The organism is Citrobacter sp. Cpo030, assembly GCF_030333005.1.
GTDB classification, from domain to species: Bacteria; Pseudomonadota; Gammaproteobacteria; order Enterobacterales; family Enterobacteriaceae; genus Citrobacter; species Citrobacter portucalensis.
In genome coordinates, this window is the sequence record NZ_JAOWGT010000075.1 from 198,107 (window position 1) to 223,909 (window position 25,803).

21 protein-coding genes are annotated in these 25,803 nt (G+C 52.3%); 8 read left to right on the forward strand and 13 right to left on the reverse strand.

The window, feature by feature from the left end:
- The first annotated feature begins 25 nt into the window (after window positions 1-25).
- Genes OGY37_RS22235 through OGY37_RS22250 form a run of 4 tightly spaced genes read left to right on the forward strand, consistent with a single transcriptional unit; the run spans window position 26 to window position 2,902 of the window.
- Window positions 26-625, forward strand: a complete 600-nt coding sequence (locus tag OGY37_RS22235) for a fimbrial protein (RefSeq protein ID WP_126319224.1) — start codon at window positions 26-28, stop codon at window positions 623-625.
- A gap of 25 nt (window positions 626-650) precedes the next feature.
- Window positions 651-1,214 carry a fimbrial protein gene (locus OGY37_RS22240; protein WP_126319226.1) on the forward strand — a complete coding sequence of 188 codons (564 nt, stop codon included), beginning with the start codon at window positions 651-653 and terminating at the stop codon, window positions 1,212-1,214.
- 18 nt (window positions 1,215-1,232) lie between these two features.
- Complete coding sequence (locus OGY37_RS22245) at window positions 1,233-1,823, forward strand: fimbrial-like protein (protein ID WP_174785172.1); 591 nt, start codon at window positions 1,233-1,235, stop codon at window positions 1,821-1,823.
- A gap of 11 nt (window positions 1,824-1,834) precedes the next feature.
- Window positions 1,835-2,902, forward strand: a complete 1,068-nt coding sequence (locus OGY37_RS22250) for a fimbrial protein StkG (protein ID WP_286621912.1) — start codon at window positions 1,835-1,837, stop codon at window positions 2,900-2,902.
- A gap of 1 nt (window position 2,903) precedes the next feature.
- Here the strand turns inward: OGY37_RS22250 and OGY37_RS22255 are convergent, their stop codons facing one another.
- The 4 genes from OGY37_RS22255 to OGY37_RS22270 form a co-directional block, all read right to left on the reverse strand.
- Window positions 2,904-4,133, reverse strand: coding sequence for a polysaccharide deacetylase family protein (locus OGY37_RS22255; RefSeq protein WP_286621914.1), 1,230 nt, complete (start codon window positions 4,131-4,133; stop codon window positions 2,904-2,906).
- A 61-nt stretch (window positions 4,134-4,194) separates the two neighbouring features.
- Window positions 4,195-4,635: a PTS sugar transporter subunit IIA gene (locus tag OGY37_RS22260; protein ID WP_286621915.1), complete on the reverse strand. Its 441-nt coding sequence runs from the start codon at window positions 4,633-4,635 to the stop codon at window positions 4,195-4,197.
- A gap of 103 nt (window positions 4,636-4,738) precedes the next feature.
- Window positions 4,739-5,509 (reverse strand): ABC transporter permease, encoded by a 771-nt coding sequence (locus OGY37_RS22265; RefSeq protein WP_008786229.1) that lies wholly within the window; start codon window positions 5,507-5,509, stop codon window positions 4,739-4,741.
- Complete coding sequence (locus tag OGY37_RS22270; protein WP_079937064.1) at window positions 5,506-6,432, reverse strand: ABC transporter ATP-binding protein; 927 nt, start codon at window positions 6,430-6,432, stop codon at window positions 5,506-5,508. Before OGY37_RS22270 ends, OGY37_RS22265 begins: the two co-directional genes overlap by 4 nt.
- A gap of 108 nt (window positions 6,433-6,540) precedes the next feature.
- Between OGY37_RS22270 and can the strand changes: the two genes are divergently transcribed.
- Complete coding sequence (gene can / locus OGY37_RS22275; protein ID WP_003018654.1) at window positions 6,541-7,203, forward strand: carbonate dehydratase; 663 nt, start codon at window positions 6,541-6,543, stop codon at window positions 7,201-7,203.
- Window positions 7,204-7,272: 69 nt separating this feature from the next.
- Here the strand turns inward: can and hpt are convergent, their stop codons facing one another.
- The 3 genes from hpt to cueO all read right to left on the reverse strand — a co-directional run bounded on the left by hpt (window position 7,273) and on the right by cueO (window position 11,517).
- Window positions 7,273-7,809, reverse strand: coding sequence for a hypoxanthine phosphoribosyltransferase (gene hpt, locus OGY37_RS22280; protein WP_003018658.1), 537 nt, complete (start codon window positions 7,807-7,809; stop codon window positions 7,273-7,275).
- A gap of 251 nt (window positions 7,810-8,060) precedes the next feature.
- Window positions 8,061-9,716, reverse strand: coding sequence for a methyl-accepting chemotaxis citrate transducer (gene tcp / locus OGY37_RS22285; RefSeq protein ID WP_063941119.1), 1,656 nt, complete (start codon window positions 9,714-9,716; stop codon window positions 8,061-8,063).
- Between the two features lie 184 nt (window positions 9,717-9,900).
- The gene (gene cueO / locus OGY37_RS22290; protein WP_286621918.1) at window positions 9,901-11,517 is read right to left on the reverse strand and encodes a multicopper oxidase CueO; all 1,617 of its coding nucleotides are present in this window, start codon (window positions 11,515-11,517) and stop codon (window positions 9,901-9,903) included.
- A 153-nt stretch (window positions 11,518-11,670) separates the two neighbouring features.
- On the opposite strand from cueO, the gene OGY37_RS22295 reads away from it, so the two are divergent.
- Entirely contained in the window at window positions 11,671-12,018 is a 348-nt protein-coding gene (locus tag OGY37_RS22295) for a YacC family pilotin-like protein (RefSeq protein WP_003018667.1), read from the forward strand.
- 33 nt (window positions 12,019-12,051) lie between these two features.
- Here OGY37_RS22295 and yacL read toward each other — a convergent pair whose 3' ends face one another.
- Both yacL and acnB read right to left on the reverse strand, forming a co-directional pair.
- Window positions 12,052-12,414, reverse strand: a complete 363-nt coding sequence (gene yacL / locus OGY37_RS22300; protein ID WP_003018670.1) for a protein YacL — start codon at window positions 12,412-12,414, stop codon at window positions 12,052-12,054.
- Between the two features lie 174 nt (window positions 12,415-12,588).
- Window positions 12,589-15,186, reverse strand: coding sequence for a bifunctional aconitate hydratase 2/2-methylisocitrate dehydratase (gene acnB / locus OGY37_RS22305; protein WP_286621920.1), 2,598 nt, complete (start codon window positions 15,184-15,186; stop codon window positions 12,589-12,591).
- A 448-nt stretch (window positions 15,187-15,634) separates the two neighbouring features.
- Here acnB and OGY37_RS22310 point away from each other — a divergent pair, with 448 nt between their 5' ends.
- Window positions 15,635-17,236: a DUF3300 domain-containing protein gene (locus OGY37_RS22310; RefSeq protein WP_286621922.1), complete on the forward strand. Its 1,602-nt coding sequence runs from the start codon at window positions 15,635-15,637 to the stop codon at window positions 17,234-17,236.
- Between the two features lie 10 nt (window positions 17,237-17,246).
- Complete coding sequence (locus OGY37_RS22315; protein WP_286621924.1) at window positions 17,247-18,041, forward strand: DUF2950 family protein; 795 nt, start codon at window positions 17,247-17,249, stop codon at window positions 18,039-18,041.
- A gap of 121 nt (window positions 18,042-18,162) precedes the next feature.
- Here the strand turns inward: OGY37_RS22315 and lpdA are convergent, their stop codons facing one another.
- The 4 genes from lpdA to pdhR all read right to left on the reverse strand — a co-directional run bounded on the left by lpdA (window position 18,163) and on the right by pdhR (window position 25,258).
- Window positions 18,163-19,587, reverse strand: coding sequence for a dihydrolipoyl dehydrogenase (gene lpdA / locus OGY37_RS22320; RefSeq protein ID WP_003829486.1), 1,425 nt, complete (start codon window positions 19,585-19,587; stop codon window positions 18,163-18,165).
- Between the two features lie 175 nt (window positions 19,588-19,762).
- Entirely contained in the window at window positions 19,763-21,652 is a 1,890-nt protein-coding gene (gene aceF / locus OGY37_RS22325) for a pyruvate dehydrogenase complex dihydrolipoyllysine-residue acetyltransferase (protein WP_286621925.1), read from the reverse strand.
- A gap of 14 nt (window positions 21,653-21,666) precedes the next feature.
- A complete protein-coding gene (gene aceE, locus OGY37_RS22330) occupies window positions 21,667-24,330 on the reverse strand; it encodes a pyruvate dehydrogenase (acetyl-transferring), homodimeric type (RefSeq protein WP_048214932.1) in 2,664 nt (887 codons plus the stop codon).
- A 163-nt stretch (window positions 24,331-24,493) separates the two neighbouring features.
- The gene (gene pdhR / locus OGY37_RS22335; RefSeq protein ID WP_003018699.1) at window positions 24,494-25,258 is read right to left on the reverse strand and encodes a pyruvate dehydrogenase complex transcriptional repressor PdhR; all 765 of its coding nucleotides are present in this window, start codon (window positions 25,256-25,258) and stop codon (window positions 24,494-24,496) included.
- Window positions 25,259-25,803 lie beyond the last annotated feature (545 nt).

The following is a 25,803-nucleotide window of genomic DNA, read 5'->3' on the forward strand; positions in this document are numbered from 1 at the left end:
GTGATTTTATGTTTAGGGAAAAACCATGAGAGTAAACAGAAATAAAAGCTATCTCAGCCTGCCTGTTGCCGCCTTTGTGTTAATAGCGGCCTCTGGAACCGCGTTCGCAGAAGAAAGCACCCTGGATGCCACCCTGACCGCCAACATTAGAGAAACCACCTGTGATATGAAGTTGGTGGGTGGGCTCGGCAGTGACACCAAACAAAATATAACAGTATTCATTCCTGGCCGTTCTAACGTCTTTATCCCGCTTGCTGATGGGCAAGCGGGTAAAGCCTCAGCGACATTTAAACTGGTGATTGTCGAGTGCCCGGAGTCATTGACGTCATTAAAAACCACGATTAACGGAACGGCTGACAGCCGGTTAACCACCGGTCTGGCAAATCAAATTGCGAAAGCCGAGGGTGGCGCAGAATATGCGGCCCTTGAGATTGCCCGCAGCATAGCAATAGATGCCCCTTTCACCATTGGCGATAGCTCGGATACTGGCGGTCTGGTGTGGACACGAGACGAAATTGATCAAAAAGAAGTGTCGCTGACGGCCACCCTGCGAGAGACACAGTCCGGTCTTATGACCATCGGCAAGTTCACGACGATTGCTACCTTCAACTTTAGTTATGAATAAGTTGCGCAGAATACGGAGCGCTTTGATGAAAAATATTAACTTTTTAACCGTCCTGTCTCTTTCTGCCATTTTATTCTCAGCAACGACAACGGCGGCCATTACAGGAACCGATGACGTCGAAATGACGTTTAACGCTGAAATTACCAGTACCACCTGTAACGCTCAAATTATTGATATGGCAGGTACCCCGACCAGCATCATTAACTATGGTGATGTGTTTAAATCAGAGATAGCCAAAAAATCACGGGTGGTACAGTTTAAAATTAACTATACCGACTGTTCTGGCGTTTCCGGCCTCGACATAAAAGCGAAGCCCGGTGCTGGCGGGAGCTGTTCCGGGGTTAATGCCGACGGTAATTCCTATGCAGCTGGTAATAATGCCGCCTTTGAACTCTGGTATGGCAACGTTGACAGAGATGTCGAAATGTTATGCTCAGGAAAATATTTTATTATGCCCTGGACTCCTCTCGAAGGAGCATCTTCGATGCTCTTCAGCTCCCGTATCGTCGTCGCCAAAGGAGAAGATATTACCAAGGTGGATCCTGGCGCAGTCTCCGCCCCTATCACCTTTGTTATTACCTATAAATAAAACCCAGAGACCACACGAATGCACTCACTACCGTTTTTTCTACGCCGACGAGTCCTGACGCTGCTGGCTGGGTTGTTTTGCCTGGCAGGTTTCAGCCATGCAGGAGAGTTAGATGCGAACCTCAATGCGACAATTGTTGATACCACCTGTAAATTCAGCGTGGAAAACGGCGATGATGTGTATCTGCCAACCGTAATGCGCAGCTGGTTTTATAACGCCGACGGCAGCAACCGCTACACCCCCACCGACGAAGCGGGCGGCACGCCGTTTACACTCCACGTTGATGAATGCTATGTCAGTAGCGGCATTAAACAACTGACGTTCAGCTTCAGCCCGCAGTCCGGGTTCTGGAACAACCAGAATCAGGTATTTAAAAACGACGCCACGGCAGGCGCGGCGGAAAATGTCGGCGTGGTGATATTTTCCAGCGACTATAAAACCAACGTACTGAACAGCGATGGCAGTTCAGCGGTGATGTACGATGTCTCGAACAAAAGCAGCGCACAGTATTTAACGGATTATCAGTTCTATGCGCGCTATCAGAATATCGGGGCAGTCACCGCAGGCATCGTCACCAGCAATGTCGTTGTAGACGTCAAATACGAATAAAAGGATTTATGATGAAATTGAGTCGTTTATCACTGGCACTGGTGATCCTGGGCGCATCGGGCGCAGCCCATGCGGCCTTTGAGTGTCGTTTCAATGATAACAATGCGCGACAGATTATGACGCCAGGCGTACAACCAGTGATCACACCGCTGCCGCCGGGAACCATCACTGCGCCTACGCAAATAAGCACCACAATCCTGATGGAGATACAGCCTTCGTTAACGTCTTACTGTGTTGTCGGCGATGACGGCGATAACGTTTACCAGAAGACAGATACCGCGCTAGCGTGGGGTTACGTGGATAACAAAGCCACCTTCAGAACCAATATCCCGGGCATTTATTATACCATTGCGATTTACCCTGACGATAACCGCATCGCAGCCTGGTTTCCGCCTGGCACTGGTGGGTGGACTGTCACCGGTGACATCCATGAAGATGAAGGCATTGTTGACGACCAAATCTGGCGTGCGCGGATGGAGATTTACCAGTATCCCGATTTTAAAGGCGTACCGAGCGGTACGACCATGCTAACCGCCATCGGCGGCCCGCTGGGGGAAATAGCGTTGGGCAATCCGATGACGGGAACAGTCGATGATCACCCCCGCCCGCTGATCAACATCTCGGAAATGTCGTTTAATATTCCCTTAAACGAGCCGACCTGCGCGTTACGCGCGCCCACCACCGTTGACCTGGGAGACTGGTATCGTTCCGACCTGGAAAACGACAGCACCAAAGAGGTGTCGTTTCAGATTACCGGCACCTGCGTTAATACTAAGGCGGTATACTCCACCATTAGCTCCTCGCACACCACGGCGGATAAAGGCTATTTTACTAATGCTATCACCAGCAATTCTGCCATTACCGCCGCGGGTGGCGTTGGGGTACAACTCAGTTCGGAAGCAAGCCATCATCTGTACGCCAATGGCTCCAGATTTACCCTGGCGATGGGTGAAATAGTTGGCGATCCGGTCTATTCCGTTGATTACACCATGAAGGCGAAACTGGTGAAAACCGGCTCTGAACCGGTGACTGCGGGCGTTTTCGGCACCACGGTGACTTTCCAGGTCACCTACGAATAAGCTACCCCTGCGGCTGATTGCTAATCAGCCGCGACATCGTTTCCAGCGAATCCGTGCGTAAAATATACAGCCTTTTGAGCAGCATCGGATTATCTCCCGGCTTCACCTTCCCTCTCACCGTGGTCACCGCCATGTGGAATCCCGCATCGCCCGCCGCTTTTACCGCCGTGGCGTTATACCCACCAAACGGATACGAAAGATACAGGACGTGAGGATTGAACTGGGACAGCGCCCGGCGAGAACGGGCAAAATCAAACAGAATGTTGTGATAGCTGCGACTCAGCAGGATTGGCCGGTGATTGGCATCCACACGGTGCAGGAAATGAGTATGCGACTGGAAGTCGAACACGTCCCTGATCCCATTCAGTTCAGAGACGCTCATAAACTGTAGCGATTTCGGATCCCACTTCTGCGGGTAGCGCTTAATGCGTGACGAGATAATAAACGCCGTCGCCTTCATACCGTTCTGTTTCAACACCGGATAAGCATAACGACTCACCGACTTCAGGCCATCGTCGAACGTCAGCACCACCGCCCGCGCCGGGAGATTCATGTTGTTGCGTACATAGCCTTCCAGTTGATACATCGTCAGCGTCGTGTAGCCGCGATCGTGTAGCCAGGCCATCTGGTTACTAAACGCGCGTACGGAGGTCGTCGTGGAGGTATGGCGAAAGCGGGTATTCTCTTCATCGCGAAGAATATGGTGATACGTTAACACCGGGATGCCGTTGTCTTCCTGCGCATCCAGAGCGCTAACATAAGCCAGTCTGCCGCCAATGCGGATCTGGTACCAGGTCTGGTTGAGTCGGTCTTTAAGCTTACTGATAATGGGATAGCGCAGATTATCTGCCAGCACGCCAAACGGCGCGCTACCGACATCTGGGGCATTATAAACCGGTGTATCTTTCCAGGTAATCAGGCTTTGATTGCTGAGCGGTTTATTGAGATCGCCCAGACCATCGTCAACTTTCTGCCGCCCCTGAACCGGCTCCAGATGTCCCTTATCAATAAACCCGGTGCCAAAGCCAAAGGTGAATTCGTAATAGTCTGCCGCAATCGGCTCTACGGCAAGGATCTGCCCGGCGCGAATATTCCCGACCGTCACCATCTTATTGCCAATCTGCGCCCATACGGCGGCCGCTTCGGTGGTTTGCATATAGCGAGCAGGCAAAGCCGCGGCGACGCTGCCAGAGAACAGGAGCACTACAACAAGCAGAACGCGCATAACCATATGAGATAACCGAGGCGAGAAACCTCGGTTATTGTAGCAAAAGCATCATCAATACCAATGATTAATACTCATACAAATCATGCTTCAACACGAAGGGGGGATTTTTTTGTTGTTGATGCCAGAGGCTGGAGACTTCGGGGCCGCCAAGCGCGACGATGCAATCGCGAAACGCAGAACTGCTCATCGATTCCCGCGACGAAAGCATTCGCTCAAGCAAAGGATAGCTGATACCTGAAATCACTTCACACTTGGGATGTTTATGGCTCATTAACGACGCTACACGGTAAGGCGCGGCCCCGGCCATATCCGTCAGGAAGATCACGCCCTCGCCTGAGTCTGTAGCATGCAGGGCATGGCACATCATGCGACTGAGCATATTCGCGCTGAGCCCACGCCAAAAATTTACCGACTGGCATTGGACCAACGGGCCGTACTTTTTCTCCAGACGATGTAGCATATCCTGTGCCTTATCGTCATGACAGGTAATAACCCAACCTAACATTGCCTACCTCCTTAGCAGGCAAGTAGTTTATCAGGGTGATAAATCGGTAATGGTGATAAGCATCAAAAGTCTTCCTCTCCTGGGCAAGGAGAGGAAGAAAGAATTAGCTACGCAGACCGCGTCCACGCTGAATCAGATACCAGCACAGCAAGTAAAACGCCGCGATAAACACCACCAGCACACCAAACGTGGTAACCAGCGGAACATCATGAATCCCCAGAAAGCCGTAGCGGAAGCCGCTAATCATGTAGACAATCGGGTTCAGATGCGACAGTCCCTGCCAGAACGGCGGCAGCAGCGTTAACGAATAGAACACTCCACCCAGATAGGTCAGCGGCGTCAGCACGAAAGTTGGGATCAGGCTGATATCGTCAAAGGTTTTGGCGAAAACTGCGTTCAGCAGGCCAGCCAGCGAAAACAGCACCGCCGTTAACACCAGCGTGAGCGCCACAAAGACCCAGGAATGCACCTGGAACGGTACGAAGAACAGTGAAATAGCCGTGACCAGAATGCCTACGCACAGGCCACGCGCCACGCCGCCGCCGACGAAACCGGCGATAATCACGTGCGTCGGCACCGGGGCAACCAGCAGCTCTTCGATATTGCGCTGAAACTTGGCGCTAAAGAATGACGATGCCACGTTCGCGTACGAGTTGGTGATCACCGCCATCATAATCAGCCCCGGCACAATAAACTGCATGTAGCTAAAACCATGCATTTCGCCGATACGCGAGCCGATCAGGTTACCAAAGATAATAAAATAGAGCGTCATCGTAATGACGGGAGGAACCAGCGTCTGGATCCAGATCCGCATAAAGCGGTGGATCTCTTTCGCCCAGATGCTTTTCAGCGCAACCCAGTAAAGCTGCATCATGCGCGATCTCCTTGTTTTTCATGAACCAGAGAAACAAACAGTTCTTCCAGTCGGTTCGCTTTGTTACGCATACTCAATACCTGAACCCCCTGTGCGCTCAGCTGAGAGAAGACGCTGTTGACCCCTTGTTCACGCAGAACCTCCACTTCCAGTGTGGAAGTGTCGACCAGTCGGTACTGATAACCTTCCAGTTTCGGCAGCGGACTTTTGGGTGCCAAATCGAGGATAAAGGTCTCGGATTTCAGCTTGGAGAGCAGACTCTTCATCGAGGTATTTTCCACCAGCTCGCCGTGCTGAATAATGCCGATATTGCGACACAGCATTTCCGCTTCTTCGAGATAGTGGGTGGTCAGAATAATGGTGGTGCCTTTATCGTTTAAATCCTTTAAAAAGCCCCACATTGAACGACGCAGCTCAATGTCGACGCCCGCCGTTGGTTCATCCAGGATGAGTAATTTTGGCTCGTGCATCAGCGCACGGGCAATCATCAGACGGCGCTTCATCCCGCCGGAAAGCATGCGCGCACGCTCGTTACGCTTTTCCCATAAATCGAGCTGCTTTAAATATAATTCGCTGCGTTTGACCGCTTCTTTATGCTCAACACCGTAGTAACCCGCCTGGTTGACCACGATCTGCTGCACGGTTTCAAACGGGTTAAAGTTAAACTCCTGCGGTACCAGACCAAGCTGGCGTTTCGCGTTAACCGTATCTTTTTCGAGATCGTATCCGAAGACGCTCACCCGCCCGGAGGTTTTATTCACCAGCGAGCTGATTATCCCAATGGTGGTGGATTTTCCTGCGCCATTCGGTCCCAAAAGCGCATAAAAATCACCCGCTTCGACTTGCAAATCTATGCCGCGTAACGCCTGAACGCCACCGGGATAGGTTTTTTTAAGTTGTTGAAGTTCCAGAGCAATGGTCATGGTTTTTTACTTACCTTACGTTCTGACATTTTATATATAGTTTAATTAATGCTGGAGTTACCCTATATTAGCCCATCGAATTTATCTGGCTTCGGGTCGTACAACTCCATGAAAGACATAGATACACTCATCAGCAACAATGCACTATGGTCAAAGATGCTGGTAGAAGAGGATCCCGGATTTTTTGAAACGCTGACGCATGCCCAGAATCCGCGTTTTCTATGGATTGGATGTTCCGATAGCCGCGTTCCCGCTGAACGTTTAACCGGTCTTGAACCGGGTGAATTATTTGTTCACCGTAATGTTGCTAATCTGGTTATTCACACCGACCTGAACTGTCTCTCAGTGGTTCAGTATGCGGTGGATGTGCTGGAAGTGGAACATATTATTATATGCGGCCACTATGGATGCGGTGGCGTCCAGGCGGCGATTGAAAATAAAGAACAGGGGCTGATTGATAACTGGTTACTGCACATCCGCGATATCTGGTTCAAACACAGCTCACTGCTGGGTGAAATGCCGCAGGAACGTCGCATGGACACCCTGTGCGAACTGAATGTGATGGAACAGGTCTATAACCTGGGCCACTCAACCATTATGCGTTCAGCCTGGAAGCGTGGTCAGAAAGTCACTATTCACGGCTGGGCTTACGGTATTCATGACGGTCTGCTGCGCGATCTGGACGTTACCGCCACCAGTCGTGAAACGCTGGAGCAGCGCTATCGTCAGGGCTTGTCTAACCTGAGTCAGAAACACAGCAACCATAAATGATGTGACATTGCCGGGAGGCGGCTACGCCTTACCCGGCCTACAAACCTGCGCCATCAGACGCCTGCGGGATTACTCGTCCAGCAGCACCACTTTGCCAACATACGGCAGATGGCGATAACGCTGGGCATAGTCAATGCCGTAACCGACCACAAACTCATCTGGAATAGAGAAGCCGATAAACTCGACCGGAACATTCACTTCACGACGAGATGGTTTATCCAGCAGCGTACAAATAGCCAGGGATTTCGGCTCGCGCAGGCTCAGAATTTCACGCACTTTAGACAGCGTGTTGCCGGAGTCGATGATGTCTTCGACAATCAGCACGTCCTTGCCACGAATGTCTTCATCCAGGTCTTTCAGGATTTTAACATCACGCGTGGTAGACATTCCGCTGCCGTAGCTGGATGCCGTCATGAAATCGACTTCGTGGGAGACATGCACTTCACGGCACAGATCCGCCATAAACATAAATGAGCCACGTAACAGACCAACCAGCACCATATCGCTGCCGCTGTCCTTGTAACGTTCGTTAATCTGGCGCCCCAGTTCAGCAATACGCGCTTTGATCTCCGCTTCCGGGATCATCACTTCAACAGTATGTTTCATAAACCCTATAACTCACTGATTTTTATCAGTTGACACATCATGCAGATCGAAAGAAAGCGCTTACGTTGATACACCGACTGACAGACGGCGACCCGCTCTAACCACAAAACTTGCGACAGCATACAAACAATTCAGTTGATGAAGTATACCAGTAAAGAGAGCGGGTTCCTCTGATAGTTCACAGGAGAACCCGTTTGCGGCGTTTTTTGTACGCTTATTAATCAACACCAGGAGCGCACGGCAGACTGTGGCTAAAACGTTTCCCAGTGTGGGTCTTGTGGCGAACTCCCCGCGGAGGTCGCTCGTGGAGTATCCTTAGGTGGTTTTCGATGCTCACTGTTGGAGGCATCGCGAGTGATGCGAAATGCCGCCACGGCCAGGCGTAACTGTTCAGCTTGTTGTTCCAACGAAGCGGCGGCGGCGGCAGACTCCTCTACCAGCGCGGCGTTTTGTTGTGTGACACTGTCCATCTGCGAGACCGCGAGGCTCACCTGCTCAATCCCCCGACTCTGTTCTTCCGAGGCTGAGGCGATTTCCCCCATGATGTCCGTCACGCGGGTAACCGCAGCGACAATCTCTTTCATTGTTTTACCCGCGTCCGACACCTGCTGAGATCCCATCCCCACGCTGTGGGTTGAGTTATCAATCAACGCCTTGATCTCTTTGGCTGCCTGAGCGCTACGGCTTGCCAGGGTACGGACTTCGCCCGCCACAACAGCAAATCCGCGGCCCTGCTCTCCTGCTCTGGCAGCCTCAACCGCCGCATTGAGCGCCAGGATATTGGTCTGGAAAGCAATACTGTCGATGACGCTGGTGATCTGCGCAATTTGCTGTGAACTACCGGCAATTTCACTCATTGTATGCACGACAGTATCAACAACCCGTCCACCACGTGCGGCAGTATCAGACGCATTCTTAGCCAGTTGAGTTGCCTGTTTCGCATTGTCCGTATTTTGCTTCACGGTCGCGGTAAGCTGTTCCATGCTGGCGGCTGTCTCTTCAAGTGAAGCGGCCTGCTGCTCGGTACGCGAAGACAAATCGTTGTTACCTGATGAGATTTCCGCTGCGCCGCTATGAATCGTTTCTGAGCTGTTACGCACCGACGTGACTGTCGAAATCAGCGACTGTCGCATTTCATCTAAGCCCGTCGCCAAACGCCCCATTTCATTACGTCCCTGGACGTCGAGTTGATGGGTCAAATCACCACGGGTAATAATGCGAATATGCTCCATAATCTGCGCCAGGGGTTTAAGCAGCATATGCTGCAACCCGCTCCAGATCATGCCCAGAACGATGAGCACAGCGACGACAATTGCCCCTAATGTCCATTGCATGCGGGTAAAGCTGTGCTGATTCTCCGCCGCCGCGTGCTGAAGCAGCGCGTTATTTTCGTTACGCCACTGGTCATAGCTGGCTTCCATCTCATCCTGCGCCTTCTGAGCATCAAGATCGCCATAGGCTTGATAGTTATTCGCGCGCAGATACTCTATCGATAACGCCATCACGTCGTGCATCTGCCGATACTGTTTTTCCATTTCAGATGCAATTTGCGGATTCTGCCCCGACACCTGCGGCAATGACTGATAATGCGCGAAGTATCCCTCAGCCTTCTTCATTGACTCACTCGCCGTTTTCAGCAAAGTATCAATTGCCGCCAGTGAGGCCGGATCGCGTTGGTTCTTTAAGAAACGAATTGCTACACGGGTTACCGTTACCCGGGTTTTAATCAGCGTATTGACGCTATCACTCAGATTTTCCTGTTGGGCGTTCAGGGTGCCTGAGTTCTGGAAATTATGGCGATCATTGTTTACCGCAGAATAAAAAAAGCTTCCTGTCACGACCTGTAGCAAACAGAAAATGGCGAGAACCAGAAGAATGCCGGTAATAACGCGCACATTTTTAATCATAGTATTTCATCCATTGAACTCACATTGGGTACCCAATGATTATCGGCTTCAAAGGCGATTACTTTATGTGCAATAGCAGAATTTGCAGGAGGAGGGAGTCGTGCGATGAAACGCTGTAAAGAGACTGTGTTTTATCCGGCCTACGAGAGATTTCCGCAGGCCGGATAAGCACAACGCGATTTTTTTAGACAGTGAAGCCGAGCATCATCCCGGTATCTTCATGCTCTAGCAGATGACAGTGCGCCATATAGGCATGCTCTTTTGGCGCGTCGTGGTCAAACTTCACCAGCACCTCGCTCACGCCGCCTTCTACCCGCACCGTGTCCTTCCATCCCGCGCGGTGTGCGGCTGGCGCTTTGCCGTTCTCAGACAGAATGCGGAACTGCGTGCCGTGAATGTGGAACGGATGCAGCATCATGTCGCCCTGACCGGAAATCACCCAGCGTTCATGCTGCCCTTTCGCCGCGGCAAACATCGGTTTATTCATATCAAACGCCTGACCATTAATTCGGTTGGCATTATGGAAGTCGAATGATCCATGCTTCATATTGCCCATATCGCCATGCTGCATATTCCCCATCTCACCGTGGTTCATATTGCCATGATTCATATTGCCGTGGCCCATATTGTCATTATTCATATGGCCCATCATCTTCCCATGATCCATCCCCGCCATGGCCTGAGCGCCGTATTTCTTCATCAGCATTTGCATGCCCATCATGTCGAGCATCGGATCCATCGACAATTGCAGTTTGCGCACCGTCAGCCCTTCCAGTGACGGCAGCGATGGCATGGATATCAGCGAATCTGGTAGCGTGCCGGAAGCGGTAATCAGCAGCGGCTGAACGCGCATCACCGGGTGCGGCTTATCAAATGGCGCGATCGCCATCCCCATCTGGCTGACTGGCAGAGTGACCAGATCAAAAGCTTTGCCGTCACTGACATCCACCAGCACTTCAAAGCGCTCGCCCATCAGCATAGGAAGTTCGGTCACTTTTACCGGCTCCGCCAACAGTCCACCGTCGCTGGCAATGACGTACAAAGGACGATTGTCGCTGGCTGCAATGTTCAGCGAGCGCGCGTTACAACCATTCAGCAGACGCAGACGCAGCCAGCCGCGCGGTGCGGCATGCTGAGGATAAATCGCCCCGTTGGTCAGCAGCGTATCGCCAAACCAGCCGACGGCGGCGGTCATGATGTCCAGTTGATAATCAACCTGCCCATCAGCAGAGAACTGTTTGTCCTGAATAATCACCGGTACATCATCAATGCCCCACTGCTTAGGCAGCATCAGCTTGCGAATCTCTTCATCTTCAATCAGCACCAGTCCGGCCAGCCCCATCGCTACCTGACGGCCGGTCTTTCCATGCTGATGCGGGTGGAACCAGCATGTTGCCGCCCGCTGATCCGGCGTGAAGGTCACTGAACGTTTCCCGCCCGCCGGGATAATGCCTTGCGGCCCACCGTCGACTTCACCGGGGATTTCCAGACCGTGCCAGTGCAACGTCGTCTCTTCGGCAAGCTGGTTATGGATATCCACGGTCACCGATTGCCCTTTGTTCAGCTTGACCGCAGGTCCGAGTAAATTGCCGTTATATCCCCAGGTCGTCGCTGTTTTACCAGCAAAGCTCGATTTTCCGGCTTGCACCACCAATTGCATACGGTTTGAGGCATCCGCGGTTAGCAGGTCAGGAATGGGCAATGCAGGGCGGTCTGCGGCAAATACGCTCCGGCTCCACAGAGGTAACGCTGACGCGACGCCCAGCGCCACGGAGTACTTTAAAAAGTCACGACGTTGCATAATCACTTCCTTATATTCAGCAGCTTAAGCAGGCTATCTTTTAAGCATAAGCCTTCCCCTTACGGGAAGGTCAAGTGAACGGCTAATAATAAAGGTCGTCGCTTCGCTCGCAGTATGCTAACGTTTAAATTCCGTGATGCAGTGGTAGAAGCAATGAAGACGTTTTTCAGAACAGTTTTGTTCGGCAGCCTGATGGCCGTATGCGCAAATAGCTACGCGCTCAGCGAGTCCGAAGCCGAAGATATGGCCGATTTAACGGCAGTTTTTGTTTTTCTGAAAAATGACTGTGGATACCAGAATTTGCCTAATGGGCAGATTCGTCGCGCACTGGTCTTTTTTGCCCAGCAAAACCAGTGGGACCTGAGTAATTACGACACCTTCAATATGAAAGCGCTGGGTGAAGACAGCTACCGCGATCTCAGCGGTATCGGCATCCCAACGGCAAAGAAATGCAAAGCGCTGGCGCGTGACTCCCTGAGCCTGCTGGCCTACGTTAAATAGAAAGTTTTGCGGAGCCCTCAGGCTCCGCATGAATTAACGCTGTTGCACAAATTCGCGGTATGCCGCCACAACCTGAAGAAAGTCCTCTACACCACAGAGCGAAAAACTTTCTTCGTCGTAGTAGCTCATCCCCTCTTCCATCTCATCGCCAGAGAACTCCAGCTGATTAGCGCGGACCATCACTTCTTCGCCATCCAGCCAGAGCGTGTATTCATGCCCTGCTCGCTGCCAGGAGCGCTCACTGCCCTTAACCGCACGCGCTGCCTGTTCCACTTCATCAAGTAAGGCCAGGTTTTCTTTCACTTCCTCATTAAACCAGTGCCCCACCACCTCGTGGCCCATGGACATACGCACTTTTACCACTCCGGTAATATCGCGCAGAAATTCGTAATCCATAATGTCTTCCTCTGCTCCCGGCAATGCGCCAATACCGCATTGCGCCTTGCTGTAATTATCGCAGCAGCGCGGCAGAAAAAAAGCGTAGCGGGTATAAGGAATAGAAATAAAAATGCCCGGAGAAGCAGACTTCTCCGGGCATTGATGTGTTTTTACACAAAACGCGTTAGCGCATTACACCGCGGTCTGGAAAATCACACCATCGGCTTTCTCGGTGTACTGAGACAGCTGGTCGAAGTTCAGATAACGGTAAGTATCTACGGCCGTTTTATCTACCTGCGCCACATAGGTCTGGTACTCTTCCGCCGTCGGCAGTTTGCCGATCAGCGCCGCAACCGCCGCCAGCTCCGCAGAAGCCAGGTAGACGTTTGCCCCGGTACCTAAACGGTTCGGGAAGTTACGGGTAGAGGTCGACACCACCGTTGCGCCGTCGGCTACACGCGCCTGGTTACCCATGCACAGAGAGCAGCCTGGAATTTCGATACGCGCACCGCTCTTACCGAATACGCTGTAGTAGCCTTCTTCAGTCAGCTGAGCGGCGTCCATACGGGTTGGCGGAGCCACCCACAGACGCGTCGGCAGCTGGCCTTTGTGCGCATCCAGAAGCTTACCAGCGGCACGGAAGTGCCCGATGTTAGTCATGCAGGAGCCGATGAACACTTCGTCAATCTTCTCGCCCTGTACGTCAGAAAGCAGACGCGCATCGTCCGGATCGTTCGGTGCACACAGGATTGGCTCTTTGATATCCGCCAGATCGATGTCGATCACCGCCGCGTATTCTGCGTCAGCGTCGGCTTCCAGCAGCTGCGGATCCGCCAGCCATTTTTCCATGCCCTGCACACGACGTTCCAGCGTACGACGATCGCCATAACCTTCTGCGATCATCCACTTCAGTAGAACGATGTTAGAGTTCAGATACTCAACGATCGGCTCTTTGTTCAGCTTGATGGTACAACCGGCAGCGGAACGCTCAGCGGAGGCATCGGTCAGTTCGAACGCCTGCTCCACTTTGAGATCCGGCAGACCTTCGATTTCAAGGATGCGGCCAGAGAAGATGTTTTTCTTACCTTTCTTCTCAACGGTCAGCAGACCCTGTTTGATCGCGTACAGCGGAATGGCGTGAACCAGATCGCGCAGGGTGATGCCCGGCTGCATTTTGCCTTTGAAACGCACCAGAACGGATTCCGGCATATCCAGCGGCATCACGCCGGTCGCCGCAGCAAACGCCACCAGACCAGAACCTGCCGGGAAGGAGATCCCGATAGGGAAACGGGTATGGGAGTCACCACCGGTGCCAACGGTATCCGGCAGCAGCATACGGTTCAGCCAGGAGTGGATAACGCCATCGCCCGGACGCAGGGAGACACCACCACGGTTCATGATGAAGTCTGGCAGCGTATGGTGCGTATTGACGTCCACCGGCTTCGGATAGGCCGCGGTGTGGCAGAAGGACTGCATCACCAGATCAGCAGAGAAGCCCAGGCACGCCAGGTCTTTCAGCTCGTCACGGGTCATTGGGCCAGTGGTATCCTGAGAACCGACGGAGGTCATCTTCGGTTCGCAGTACGCGCCCGGACGGATACCTTTCACGCCACAGGCGCGGCCAACCATTTTCTGTGCCAGGGAGAAGCCACGGCTGCTTTCCGCCACGTCTTTCGCCTGACGGAATACGTCTGAGTGTGGCAGACCCATCGCTTCGCGCGCCTTGGTAGTCAGGCCGCGACCAATGATCAGCGGAATACGGCCACCGGCGCGAACTTCGTCGATCAGGACTTCAGTTTTCAGCTCAAAGCTTGCCAGCAGTTCGCCGGTTTCGTGGTTGCGTACTTCGCCTTTGAACGGGTAAACGTCAATCACGTCGCCCATATTCATGTTCGACACGTCCACTTCAATCGGCAGTGCGCCCGCATCTTCCATGGTATTGAAGAAAATAGGTGCAATTTTGCCGCCGAGGCACAGGCCACCGCCGCGCTTGTTCGGTACATGAGGAATGTCGTCACCCATGAACCACAGCACGGAGTTGGTCGCGGATTTACGCGAAGAACCGGTACCAACAACATCACCCACATAAGCCAGCGGGTAACCTTTTTTCTGCAATTCTTCGATCTGTTTGATCGGGCCAACAACGCCCGGTTGATCCGGTTCGATACCTTCACGGGCGTTTTTCAGCATCGCCAGCGCGTGCAGAGGGATATCCGGGCGAGACCATGCATCCGGTGCCGGAGAAAGGTCATCGGTGTTGGTTTCACCCGTCACTTTAAAGACGGTAACGGTGATTTTTTCAGCCAGGGCAGGACGGTTCAGGAACCATTCGGCATCAGCCCAGGATTGCATTACCTGCTTCGCATATTCGTTGCCCGCTTTGGCTTTTTCTTCTACGTCGTAGAAGTTATCGAACATCAGCAGTGTTGAAGAGAGCGCTTTAGCGGCAATTGGCGCCAGTTTTGCGTCGTCCAGCGCGTCGATAAGCGGATGAATGTTGTAACCACCCTGCATAGTGCCCAGCAGTTCAATGGCTTTTTCCGGGGTAACCAACGGGGAGGTGGTGTCGCCTTTCGCGACAGCGGCGAGAAAACCAGCTTTAACATAAGCGGCTTCATCTACGCCAGGAGGAACGCGGTTGATCAACAGGTCTAACAGGAATTCTTCTTCGCCCACAGGCGGGGTCTTCAGCAGCTCGACAAGTGCAGCCATTTGGGTTGCGTCTAAAGGTTTTGGCACAATCCCCTGGGCAGCACGCTCAGCTACGTGCTTACGGTATTCTTCTAGCACGACGATATCTCCTCGCTCTCATTGTCATAATGCGGCGCTTTTGTAGATGGGCGATTCTCTTCACGCTCCTGTGAGACAGTAGTTAGTAGGGTAAATGCCCGGTACCGCATAAGGCACAATAACAGGATTTTCACTAAGTGTTAATCCGTTTACAAAAAAGCAACATAAAAAATTGGCTGAATCGTTAAGAATGGTATAGCGACAAGGCGCAACGCAATTTAGGCTGCCTGAAACCTCCCTGAAACGGTTGATTTTTAAGCGCGATCGGCTGAATATTCCAGCGATTTTCCCGCCATCAGATATAATTGTGTAATAAATCTTCACACTCTTTTTCCGGACTTACCGGGCGAATCCCCAATAAAAGTCAAAACTGTCTAACACGGGTGAATAATACTCGCGGCAACAGGAACGCCTCACGGCACAGCGCTTGTCTCGTTGGAGTCATTTTATGAAGTTGCCCCTTAAGCCACATCTGCTTGTCCTTTTGTGCAGTGCCGGGCTGTTTGCCGCCTCTGGCGTGATGTTCGTTAAAAGTCGCACAACGGAACCTGCAGCTCCGGCCCCCGTTGCACAGCAACCGTCAGCACCGGCTCCAGCTCCCGTAGCGGCCCCTGCCCCGGCCGACCAAACAGCGCCCGTTGTGGCACCAACCTACTCGGCAGCACAAATCGATCAGTGGGTTGCACCTATTGCGCTCTATCCAGACTCGCTGCTGTCGCAAATTTTGATGGCCTCAACTTATCCGGCTAACGTCATCCAGGCCGCACAGTGGTCAAAAGACAATCCCAAAATGCAGGGCGATGCCGCCATTCAGGCCGTTGCCAGCCAGCCCTGGGATCCCAGCGTGAAATCGCTGGTCGCCTTTCCTCAGTTGATGTCGCTGATGGGTGAAAATCCGCCGTGGGTACAAAGCCTGGGCGATGCTTTCCTCGCACAACCGAAAGATGTCATGGATTCCGTTCAACGTCTGCGTGCGCTGGCGCAACAGACCGGTGCGTTGCAATCAACACCGCAACAGACTGTCACTACTGTGACCAAAGCAGCGCCAGCTAAAACCGCCACCAGCGAGTCGACGACCAGTTCAGCGACCACAACAGCCACGACCACCTCAACAAGCCCAACGGTTATCAAGATTGAATCCGCCGATCCGCAGGTGGTGTACGTTCCAACCTATAACCCGAATACGGTTTACGGTACCTGGCCGAATACCGCCTATCCGCCAACCTATCTGCCACCAACGCCCGGCGAGCAGTTTGGCAACAGCTTCGTTAACGGTTTAGGCTTCAGCCTCGGTGTTGCCACAACCTATGCCATCTTCAGCAACATCGACTGGGATGACGACGATCACCATCATAATGATGACTGGGATAACCATGGCGGCTATAACCGTAATGGTGATAACAACATCAACATTAACGTTGATAACTTCAATAAAATCAGTGGACAACGACTGACAGACGCCAACCGTACCTGGCAGCACAACCCGGCCTATCGTGAGGGTGTGCCATACCCAAATAACCAACTCAATAACCGCTTCCACTCCACTAACACAGCTACGGGCTTAAGTTCGACCCAGCAAAGACCGGTCAATCGTGATAGCCAGCGCCAGGCTGCGATGAGCCAAATGGAAAAATCAACGGGGAAAACATTCCCACAGACAGCGCGCTCGGGCACGAAAGACGCTCAGCGTCAGGCGTCCAGCCAACAGCTGAAGCAAATTTCACAGCGTAATAACTACCGCGGTTACGATACCAAGCCGCAAACCGCAAAACGGACAAGCACACAGCAACGTGAGAATCGCCAGGCAGTCGCCCAGCGACAGGAGAAACGGGTCACGCAACCGGCGCAGCAACGCAATGTGCAACAGCGCAATCTTCAACAGCGAACCAATCAGCCGCGCGCCAATGCGCTGAGCGGTAACGACAGCCGCTCCGCCAACTGGCAGGCACAGCAACAGCGAGGTGCCCAGAGCCGGCAGGTCGCCCGTAATCAGCCATCGCGCCAGCCTTCTGGCGGGCGTGCTGAACACCGTGAATTCCGTCATCGTTAAGGGAACCGACATGAAAAATAAACTACTCAGTGGAATGGTGTTGTTCATGGTTTCGGCCACCGCGATGGCACAACAATCCTTCAGTACACCAGACCAGGCAACCGATGCGCTGGCAAACGCGATCAGTGAGCAAAATGAAAGTGCAATGAGCAATCTGCTCGGGGAAAACTGGCGTGATTTTCTGCCGCCAGAAGGCGTCGATCCTGATGCGGTTGACCGCTTCCTGCGCGACTGGAAGGTTCGCCATAGCACCGTTATCGACGGCAATACGGCGCATCTTGTGGTTGGGGACAGCGACTGGCAACTGCCAATCCCGGTCGTCAAAAACGCTTCAGGCTGGCAATTTGATATCAAGGAAGCGGCCGAAGAGATCCTGACCCGTGAGATTGGACGCAACGAACTTGCTGCCATCGAGGCGTTGCACGCCTATGTGGATGCTCAGCAGAGCTATTTTGCGATGAACCAGAAATACGCGCAAAAGATTGTCAGTTCTGAAGGGAAAAAGGATGGTCTGTACTGGCCTGTTTCGCCCGGCGAAGCGCCAAGCCCGCTTGGCCCGGCCTTTAGTCCACAGGAACCGGGCACGGGCTATCACGGCTATCATTTTCGTATCCTTCCCGATAAAACCAGCGGCTTTGCCATGGTGGCCTGGCCCGTTAGCTACGATCACACCGGCGTGATGAGTTTTATGATTAACGGTGATGATAAAGTCTATCAGGCCGATCTCGGTGTTGAATCACAGCAGAAAGCACAAGCGTTAACCACATTCCATCCGGATAAAAACTGGCAACCTGTAGCACCGTAAAGCGAGGTTAAGCCGTAGGCCGGGTTAGCACTAGCGCCACCCGGCATGTTGCCCGAAATAACGGGTAGCTTCAGGCAAAAAAAAACGCCTCCGAAGAGGCGTTTTCACAAAAGGGAGAAGATTACTTCTTCTTCGCTTTCGGGTTTGGCAGGTCGGTAATGCTGCCTTCAAAGATTTCTGCCGCCAGACCCACTGACTCGTGCAGAGTCGGGTGCGCGTGGATGGTCAGCGCGATATCTTCAGCGTCACAACCCATTTCGATCGCCAGACCGATTTCGCCCAGCAGCTCGCCGCCGTTGGTACCGACAATCGCACCACCGATAACACGGTGAGATTCTTTGTCGAAAATCAGTTTGGTCATACCGTCTGCACAGTCGGAAGCGATAGCACGGCCAGAAGCAGCCCACGGGAAGGTGGCGGTTTCGTAGCTAATGCCTTTTTCTTTCGCTTCTTTCTCGGTCAGACCAACCCATGCAACTTCTGGTTCAGTGTATGCAATGGATGGGATAACTTTCGGATCGAAGTAGTGTTTCTTGCCGGCGATAACTTCAGCGGCAACATGACCTTCATGAACACCTTTGTGTGCCAGCATCGGCTGACCGACGATATCGCCGATAGCAAAGATGTGCGGCACGTTGGTGCGCAGCTGTTTGTCAACGCGGATGAAGCCACGGTCGTCAACTTCCACGCCAGCTTTGCCCGCGTCGAGGTTTTTACCGTTCGGTACACGACCGATAGCAACCAACACAGCATCGTAACGCTGAGCTTCGGCAGGGGCTTTTTTACCTTCCATGGAAACGTAGATACCGTCTTCTTTCGCTTCAACGGCGGTCACTTTGGTTTCCAGCATCAGGTTGAATTTCTTGCTGATGCGCTTGGTGAAGACTTTAACCACGTCTTTGTCGGCAGCCGGGATAACCTGGTCGAACATTTCAACCACGTCGATCTCTGAACCCAGCGCATGGTACACGGTACCCATTTCCAGACCGATGATACCGCCGCCCATTACCAGCAGGCGCTTAGGAACAGTTTTCAGTTCCAGTGCATCGGTGGAATCCCACACGCGCGGATCTTCATGCGGAATAAACGGCAGTTCGATCGGACGGGAACCCGCCGCGATGATTGCGTTGTCGAAGTTGATCACGGTTTTGCCGTTTTCGCCTTCAACTTCCAGGGTGTTTGCCCCGGTAAATTTACCCAGACCGTTAACCACTTTCACTTTACGGCCTTTGGCCATACCCGCCAGACCGCCGGTCAGCTGAGTGATAACTTTTTCTTTCCAGGTACGAATCTTGTCGATATCGGTTTTCGGCTCGCCAAAAACGATACCGTGTTCAGCCAGTGCTTTGGCTTCTTCGATAACTTTTGCTACGTGCAGCAGCGCTTTAGAAGGGATACAGCCGACGTTCAGACAAACACCGCCAAGGGTGCTGTAACGTTCTACGATGACGGTCTCCAGACCTAAATCTGCGCAACGGAAGGCAGCAGAGTAACCTGCAGGGCCTGCCCCAAGTACCACGACCTGAGTTTTGATTTCAGTGCTCATCATGACCTCTTAATTTATACCCGTCGTCCAGCGGGTCGTTCTATCCGCCCGTATTTTACAAAATTGTTAACAATTTTGAAACAACAAACGGCAACCGATTTGTCTTTCGCACAATAACCTCACTGACTTCATGAGATTACCAGAAAAAAGCCGGCCGTCGGGCCGGCTTTTTCGCTTACATCACCAGGCGGCGAATGTCAGACAGCATGTTGTTGATGATGGTGATAAAGCGCGCACCATCCGCACCGTCAATTACACGGTGGTCGAAGGAGAGCGAAATCGGCATCATCAGACGCGGCATAAACTCTTTACCGTTCCACACTGGCTCCATAGAGGACTTGGAGACACCGAGGATAGCCACTTCCGGCGCGTTCACAATCGGCGCGAAGTGGGTAGTACCCAGGCCACCGATGCTGGAGATGGTGAAGCAACCGCCCTGCATTTCGCCAGCGGTCAGCTTGCCATCACGCGCTTTCTTGGAGATCACGGTCAGTTCACGAGACAGCTCGGTAATGCTCTTCTTGTTCACGTCTTTGAAGACCGGAACAACCAGACCATTCGGAGTATCAACCGCTACACCGATGTTGATGTATTTCTTCAGGGTCAGGCGCTGACCGTCTTCAGACAGGGAGCTGTTGAAGCGCGGCATCTGTTCCAGAGCTGCGGCAACGGCTTTCATGATGAAGACTACTGGGGTGAATTTCACGTCCAGTTTACGTTTTTCAGCTTCGGCGTTCTGCTGTTTACGGAACGCTTCCAGATCGGTGATATCGGTCTTATCGAAGTGAGTAACGTGCGGGATCATCACCCAGTTACGGCTCAGGTTAGCACCAGAGATTTTCTGGATACGGCCCAGTTCCACTTCTTCGATTTCACCAAACTTGCTGAAGTCCACTTTCGGCCAAGGCAGCATGCCCGGGATACTGCCACCTGCTGCTGCAGCCGGAGCCGCTTCAGCACGCTTGATAGCGTCTTTCACGTAAGCCTGAACGTCTTCACGCAGGATACGACCTTTACGGCCAGAACCTTTCACTTTCGCCAGGTTCACACCGAATTCACGCGCCAGGCGACGAATCAGCGGCGTTGCATGAACATAAGCGTCGTTTTCAGCAAACTCAGATTTGCCTTCCGCTTTTGCGGCCGGAGCTGCGGCTTGCGCAGGCGCTGGTGCAGCGGCCGGAGCCGGAGCAGCTGCTTGTGCAGGAGCGGCTGCAGGTGCTGCGCCTTCGACTTCGAAGACCATAATCAGAGAACCGGTTTTAACTTTGTCGCCGGTGCTGATTTTGATTTCTTTCACGGTACCTGCGAACGGTGCCGGAACTTCCATCGACGCTTTATCGCCTTCAACGGTGATCAGTGACTGCTCAGCGGCAATTTTATCGCCCACTTTAACCATCACTTCAGTGACTTCAACTTCGTCACCACCGATATCCGGTACGTTAACTTCTTTCGAGCCGGAAGCAGCCGGAGCCGCCGCTGCTGCCGGAGCAGCCGCCTGAGCCGGTGCAGCAGCAGGCGCAGCGCCCGCCACTTCGAAGACCATAATCAGGGAACCGGTAGACACTTTGTCACCCGTGTTGATTTTGATCTCTTTAACGGTACCTGCGAACGGCGCCGGAACTTCCATAGAGGCTTTGTCACCTTCAACGGTGATCAGAGACTGTTCAGCCGCAACGGTATCGCCCACTTTAACCATGATCTCGGTAACTTCTACTTCGTCACCGCCGATGTCAGGTACGTGTACGTCTTTCGCCGCAGAGGCAGCAGGTGCTGCTGCCGGAGCTGCTTCTTTCTTCTCTTCTGCCTGAGCAGGTGCAGCTGCTGCTGCACCGTCGGCGGAATCGAAAATCATGATCAGTTTGCCGGTCTCAGTTTTGTCGCCAACAGAGACTTTGATCTCTTTAACGATACCCGCCTGAGGGGACGGAACTTCCATAGAGGCTTTGTCGCCTTCTACGGTGATCAGCGACTGTTCAGCTTCAACTTTGTCGCCTACTTTGACCAGGATCTCGGTGATTTCAACTTCATCAGCCCCGATGTCCGGTACATTGATTTCGATAGCCATTATTCTTTTACCTCTTACGCCAGACGCGGGTTAACTTTATCTGCATCGATGTTGAATTTGATGATTGCATCTGCAACCACTTTCTTATCGATTTCGCCACGTTTAGCCAGTTCGCCCAGGGCCGCTACAACCACGTAGGAAGCATCAACTTCGAAGTGGTGACGCAGGTTTTCACGGCTGTCAGAGCGACCGAAACCGTCAGTACCCAGTACGCGATAATCATCAGCCGGTACATAAGTACGAACCTGTTCGGCAAACAGTTTCATATAGTCAGTAGATGCTACTGCCGGAGCGTCGTTCATCACCTGAGCGATGTACGGAACGCGCGGAGTTTCCATCGGGTGCAGCATGTTCCAGCGCTCACAATCCTGGCCATCACGCGCCAGTTCAGTGAAGGAGGTTACGCTGTAAACGTCAGAACCTACACCGTAGTCGTTCGCCAGGATCTGTGCTGCTTCACGCACGTGACGCAGGATAGAACCGGAGCCCAGCAGCTGAACTTTACCTTTCTTACCTTCGAGGGTTTCGAGTTTGTAGATACCTTTACGGATACCTTCCTCGGCACCTGCTGGCATTGCCGGCATGTGGTAGTTTTCGTTCAGCGTGGTGATGTAGTAGTAAACGTTCTCTTGTTTCTCACCGTACATACGCTCCAGACCATCGTGCATGATGACCGCAACTTCGTACGCGTAAGACGGATCGTAAGAGATACAGTTCGGGATAGTCAGAGACTGAATATGGCTGTGACCATCTTCGTGCTGCAGACCTTCACCGTTCAGCGTAGTACGACCAGAAGTACCACCAATCAGGAAGCCACGAGCCTGTTGGTCGCCTGCCTGCCAGCACAGGTCACCAATACGCTGGAACCCGAACATGGAGTAGTAGATGTAGAACGGGATCATCGGCAGATCGTTGGTGCTGTAAGAAGTCGCAGCAGCCAGCCAGGATGCGCCTGCACCCAGTTCGTTGATACCTTCCTGCAGGATCTGACCTTTCTCGTCTTCTTTATAGTAAGCAACCTGCTCACGGTCCTGCGGGGTGTACTGCTGACCGTTCGGGCTGTAGATACCAATCTGACGGAACAGACCTTCCATACCGAAAGTACGCGCTTCGTCAGCGATGATCGGAACCAGACGATCTTTGATCGACTTGTTCTTCAGCATCACGTTCAGGGCACGAACGAAAGCGATAGTGGTGGAGATTTCTTTGTTCTGCTCTTCCAGCAGCGCACCGAAGTCTTCCAGAGCTGGCAGTTCCAGCTTCTCGGTGAAGTTCGGCTGACGAGCTGGCAGGTAGCCATGCAGTTTCTGACGCTGAGCGTGCAGATAAGTGTGCTCTTCAGAACCTTCCGGGAAGGTGATGTAAGACAGGTTTTCAACCTGCTCATCGGTCACAGGAACGTTGAAACGGTCGCGGATATAACGCACGCCGTCCATGTTCATTTTCTTAACCTGGTGAGCGATGTTTTTACCTTCAGCAGTGTCACCCATGCCGTAACCTTTGATGGTATGGGCCAGGATTACAGTTGCTCTGCCTTTGGTTTCCTGCGCTTTTTTCAGTGCAGCATAGACTTTCTTCGGATCGTGACCACCACGGTTCAGAGCCCAAATCTGCTCGTCAGTCCAGTCAGCAACCAGTGCTGCGGTTTCCGGGTATTTACCGAAGAAGTGCTCACGTACGTATGCGCCATCTTTGGATTTGAAGGTCTGGTAGTCGCCGTCAACGGTTTCGTTCATCAGCTGGATCAGTTTACCGCTGGTGTCTTTACGCAGCAACTCATCCCAACGACCGCCCCACATGACTTTGATAACGTTCCAGCCAGCGCCCGCGAAGATGCCTTCCAGTTCGTTAACAATCTTGCCGTTACCGGTTACCGGGCCGTCAAGACGCTGCAGGTTACAGTTGATAACAAAGACCAGGTTGTCCAGTTTTTCACGGGTCGCGATGGTGATCGCACCTTTAGATTCTGGCTCATCCATCTCGCCGTCGCCCAGGAAGGCGTAAACGGTCTGTTTAGAGGTATCTTTCAGGCCACGGTGTTCCAGATATTTCAGGAATTTAGCCTGGTAGATAGCACCGATTGGGCCCAGACCCATAGATACGGTCGGGAACTGCCAGAATTCTGGCATCAGTTTCGGGTGCGGGTAGGAAGACAGGCCTTTGCCATGTACTTCCTGACGGAAGTTGTTCATCTGCTCTTCAGTCAGACGACCTTCCAGGAATGCGCGTGCATAGATGCCCGGAGAGATGTGACCCTGGAAATACACCAGATCGCCGCCATCTTGCTCGTTGCGTGCACGGAAGAAGTGGTTGAAGCAAACATCATATACCGTTGCGGAGGACTGGAAGGATGCCATGTGGCCACCCAGCTCGAGGTCCTTTTTAGACGCGCGCAGTACGGTCATGATGGCGTTCCAGCGGATAGCAGAACGAATACGACGTTCCAGCTCCAGATTGCCCGGGTATTCCGGTTCATCTTCAACGGCAATAGTGTTTACATAATTGCTGGCCCCTGCACCTGCCGCTACTTTCACGCCGCCTTTGCGAGCTTCTGAAAGCAGTTGGTCGATCAGATACTGAGCACGCTCAACACCTTCTTCACGGATGACCGATTCGATCGCCTGTAGCCAGTCGCGAGTTTCGATCGGATCCACGTCATTTGGGAAACGTTCTGACATGGGGGTATTCCTTATCTATCTAATACGTTGAGTTATCTGGAACCTGTCCCATTACGTTCTCGCCAGAGAGCGTAATAAGACAGGTTCTGCGTTTAGTTGCCGCGCACTTTATATGGCGCTTGATTTACAACATCTTCTGGTTAACGTTCTACCAGAAAAATCACTAATTCTTTCGTTGCTCCAGACGGCGTAAGGCGCGTTCACGACGGCTTTCCTCACGGCTTCTGTCCAGCAGGATCTCTTCGATAAACGCCAGGTGACGGTGGGACGCTTCACGCGCCTCTTCCGGCTTCCCGGCAATAATTGCTTCAAAAATACGGGTACGGTGACTGCTAACCAGTGGCAGCATTTCACGACGCGCATACAGCAATTCGAAGTTTTGCCGAACGTTCTGGGCCAGCATCGGCTCCATACACCTTAGCAAATGGAGCAGCACCACATTGTGTGCCGCTTCGGTGACAGCAATTTGATACTGGAGTACCGCATCAGATTCGCCGTCAAGATCGCCGGACTGTTGAGCAAGCTCGATCGCATGGTGGAGTTCACGGATACGCGTTTTGTCTTCATCCGTGCTGCGCAGTGCAGCGTAATAAGCCGCAATACCTTCCAGCGCATGGCGCGTCTCAAGCAGGTCAAACTGGGATTCAGGATGGTCGGAGAGCAGCTCTACCAGTGGGTCGCTAAAGCTCTGCCACAGGCTGCTCTGAACAAAAGTGCCACCGCCCTGACGACGAAGCAGTAAGCCCTTCGCTTCAAGGCGTTGGATCGCCTCGCGTAAGGAGGGGCGGGAGACGTCGAACTGTTTTGCCAGCTCGCGTTCCGGTGGGAGTTTTTCTCCGGGGCGAAGTGTCCCCTCAAGAATTAAAAACTCCAGCTGCTGCTCAATCACATCGGAGAGTTTTGGTTGGCGGATTTTGCTGTAGGCCATGATTTCCTGTCTTAAGCCATTTGCCCGGAGTCAATTGGTCTTACCAATTTCATGTTCTTGACGCTAAAGTAACAAAGTATTCACCTTCTGTCCATACAGGTTTTGATTGAAATCAGTAAAGGAGGCATATTTTAACAACATTACAGAAATAACGTTTCAAACATGTAACTATGCACAAATGTTAAATTTACCCACCCCGGGGTAGTTTTAACGGAATTGAAACGAAAGATTATCTCATCTGAACCGATTCACCTGCTTATTTATCGATATATCAACCACTATTATTGAATAGAAATTCAAAATGGAAATTTTGTGGTAGATAAACTCGCATTTACAAATGGTTTCTTTTTATTCAACTCGTCATCTTCCCCGCATAAAGCAGGTGCATTCGCGCTCGCATATCATTATTCTGATCAAGACAAAAGTATTAAGGCAACATTTCATCAAAAGCATCTGTAAACAAATTAATACAACAAACGGAATTGCAAACTTACACACGCATTGCTGCGTAGTTCAAAAAATAAGCACTCGAAATATGAAGAGTA

Bases quoted from the DNA above. Each gene is read 5' to 3' on its own strand.
- OGY37_RS22235 (WP_126319224.1), top strand. From the start codon at position 26: ATGAGAGTAAACAGAAATAAAAGCTATCTCAGCCTGCCTGTTGCCGCC.
- OGY37_RS22240 (WP_126319226.1), top strand. From the start codon at position 651: ATGAAAAATATTAACTTTTTAACCGTCCTGTCTCTTTCTGCCATTTTA.
- OGY37_RS22245 (WP_174785172.1), top strand. From the start codon at position 1,233: ATGCACTCACTACCGTTTTTTCTACGCCGACGAGTCCTGACGCTGCTG.
- OGY37_RS22250 (WP_286621912.1), top strand. From the start codon at position 1,835: ATGAAATTGAGTCGTTTATCACTGGCACTGGTGATCCTGGGCGCATCG.
- OGY37_RS22255 (WP_286621914.1), bottom strand. From the start codon at position 4,133: ATGGTTATGCGCGTTCTGCTTGTTGTAGTGCTCCTGTTCTCTGGCAGC.
- OGY37_RS22260 (WP_286621915.1), bottom strand. From the start codon at position 4,635: ATGTTAGGTTGGGTTATTACCTGTCATGACGATAAGGCACAGGATATG.
- OGY37_RS22265 (WP_008786229.1), bottom strand. From the start codon at position 5,509: ATGATGCAGCTTTACTGGGTTGCGCTGAAAAGCATCTGGGCGAAAGAG.
- OGY37_RS22270 (WP_079937064.1), bottom strand. From the start codon at position 6,432: ATGACCATTGCTCTGGAACTTCAACAACTTAAAAAAACCTATCCCGGT.
- can (WP_003018654.1), top strand. From the start codon at position 6,541: ATGAAAGACATAGATACACTCATCAGCAACAATGCACTATGGTCAAAG.
- hpt (WP_003018658.1), bottom strand. From the start codon at position 7,809: ATGAAACATACTGTTGAAGTGATGATCCCGGAAGCGGAGATCAAAGCG.
- tcp (WP_063941119.1), bottom strand. From the start codon at position 9,716: ATGATTAAAAATGTGCGCGTTATTACCGGCATTCTTCTGGTTCTCGCC.
- cueO (WP_286621918.1), bottom strand. From the start codon at position 11,517: ATGCAACGTCGTGACTTTTTAAAGTACTCCGTGGCGCTGGGCGTCGCG.
- OGY37_RS22295 (WP_003018667.1), top strand. From the start codon at position 11,671: ATGAAGACGTTTTTCAGAACAGTTTTGTTCGGCAGCCTGATGGCCGTA.
- yacL (WP_003018670.1), bottom strand. From the start codon at position 12,414: ATGGATTACGAATTTCTGCGCGATATTACCGGAGTGGTAAAAGTGCGT.
- OGY37_RS22310 (WP_286621922.1), top strand. From the start codon at position 15,635: ATGAAGTTGCCCCTTAAGCCACATCTGCTTGTCCTTTTGTGCAGTGCC.
- OGY37_RS22315 (WP_286621924.1), top strand. From the start codon at position 17,247: ATGAAAAATAAACTACTCAGTGGAATGGTGTTGTTCATGGTTTCGGCC.
- lpdA (WP_003829486.1), bottom strand. From the start codon at position 19,587: ATGAGCACTGAAATCAAAACTCAGGTCGTGGTACTTGGGGCAGGCCCT.
- aceF (WP_286621925.1), bottom strand. From the start codon at position 21,652: ATGGCTATCGAAATCAATGTACCGGACATCGGGGCTGATGAAGTTGAA.
- aceE (WP_048214932.1), bottom strand. From the start codon at position 24,330: ATGTCAGAACGTTTCCCAAATGACGTGGATCCGATCGAAACTCGCGAC.
- pdhR (WP_003018699.1), bottom strand. From the start codon at position 25,258: ATGGCCTACAGCAAAATCCGCCAACCAAAACTCTCCGATGTGATTGAG.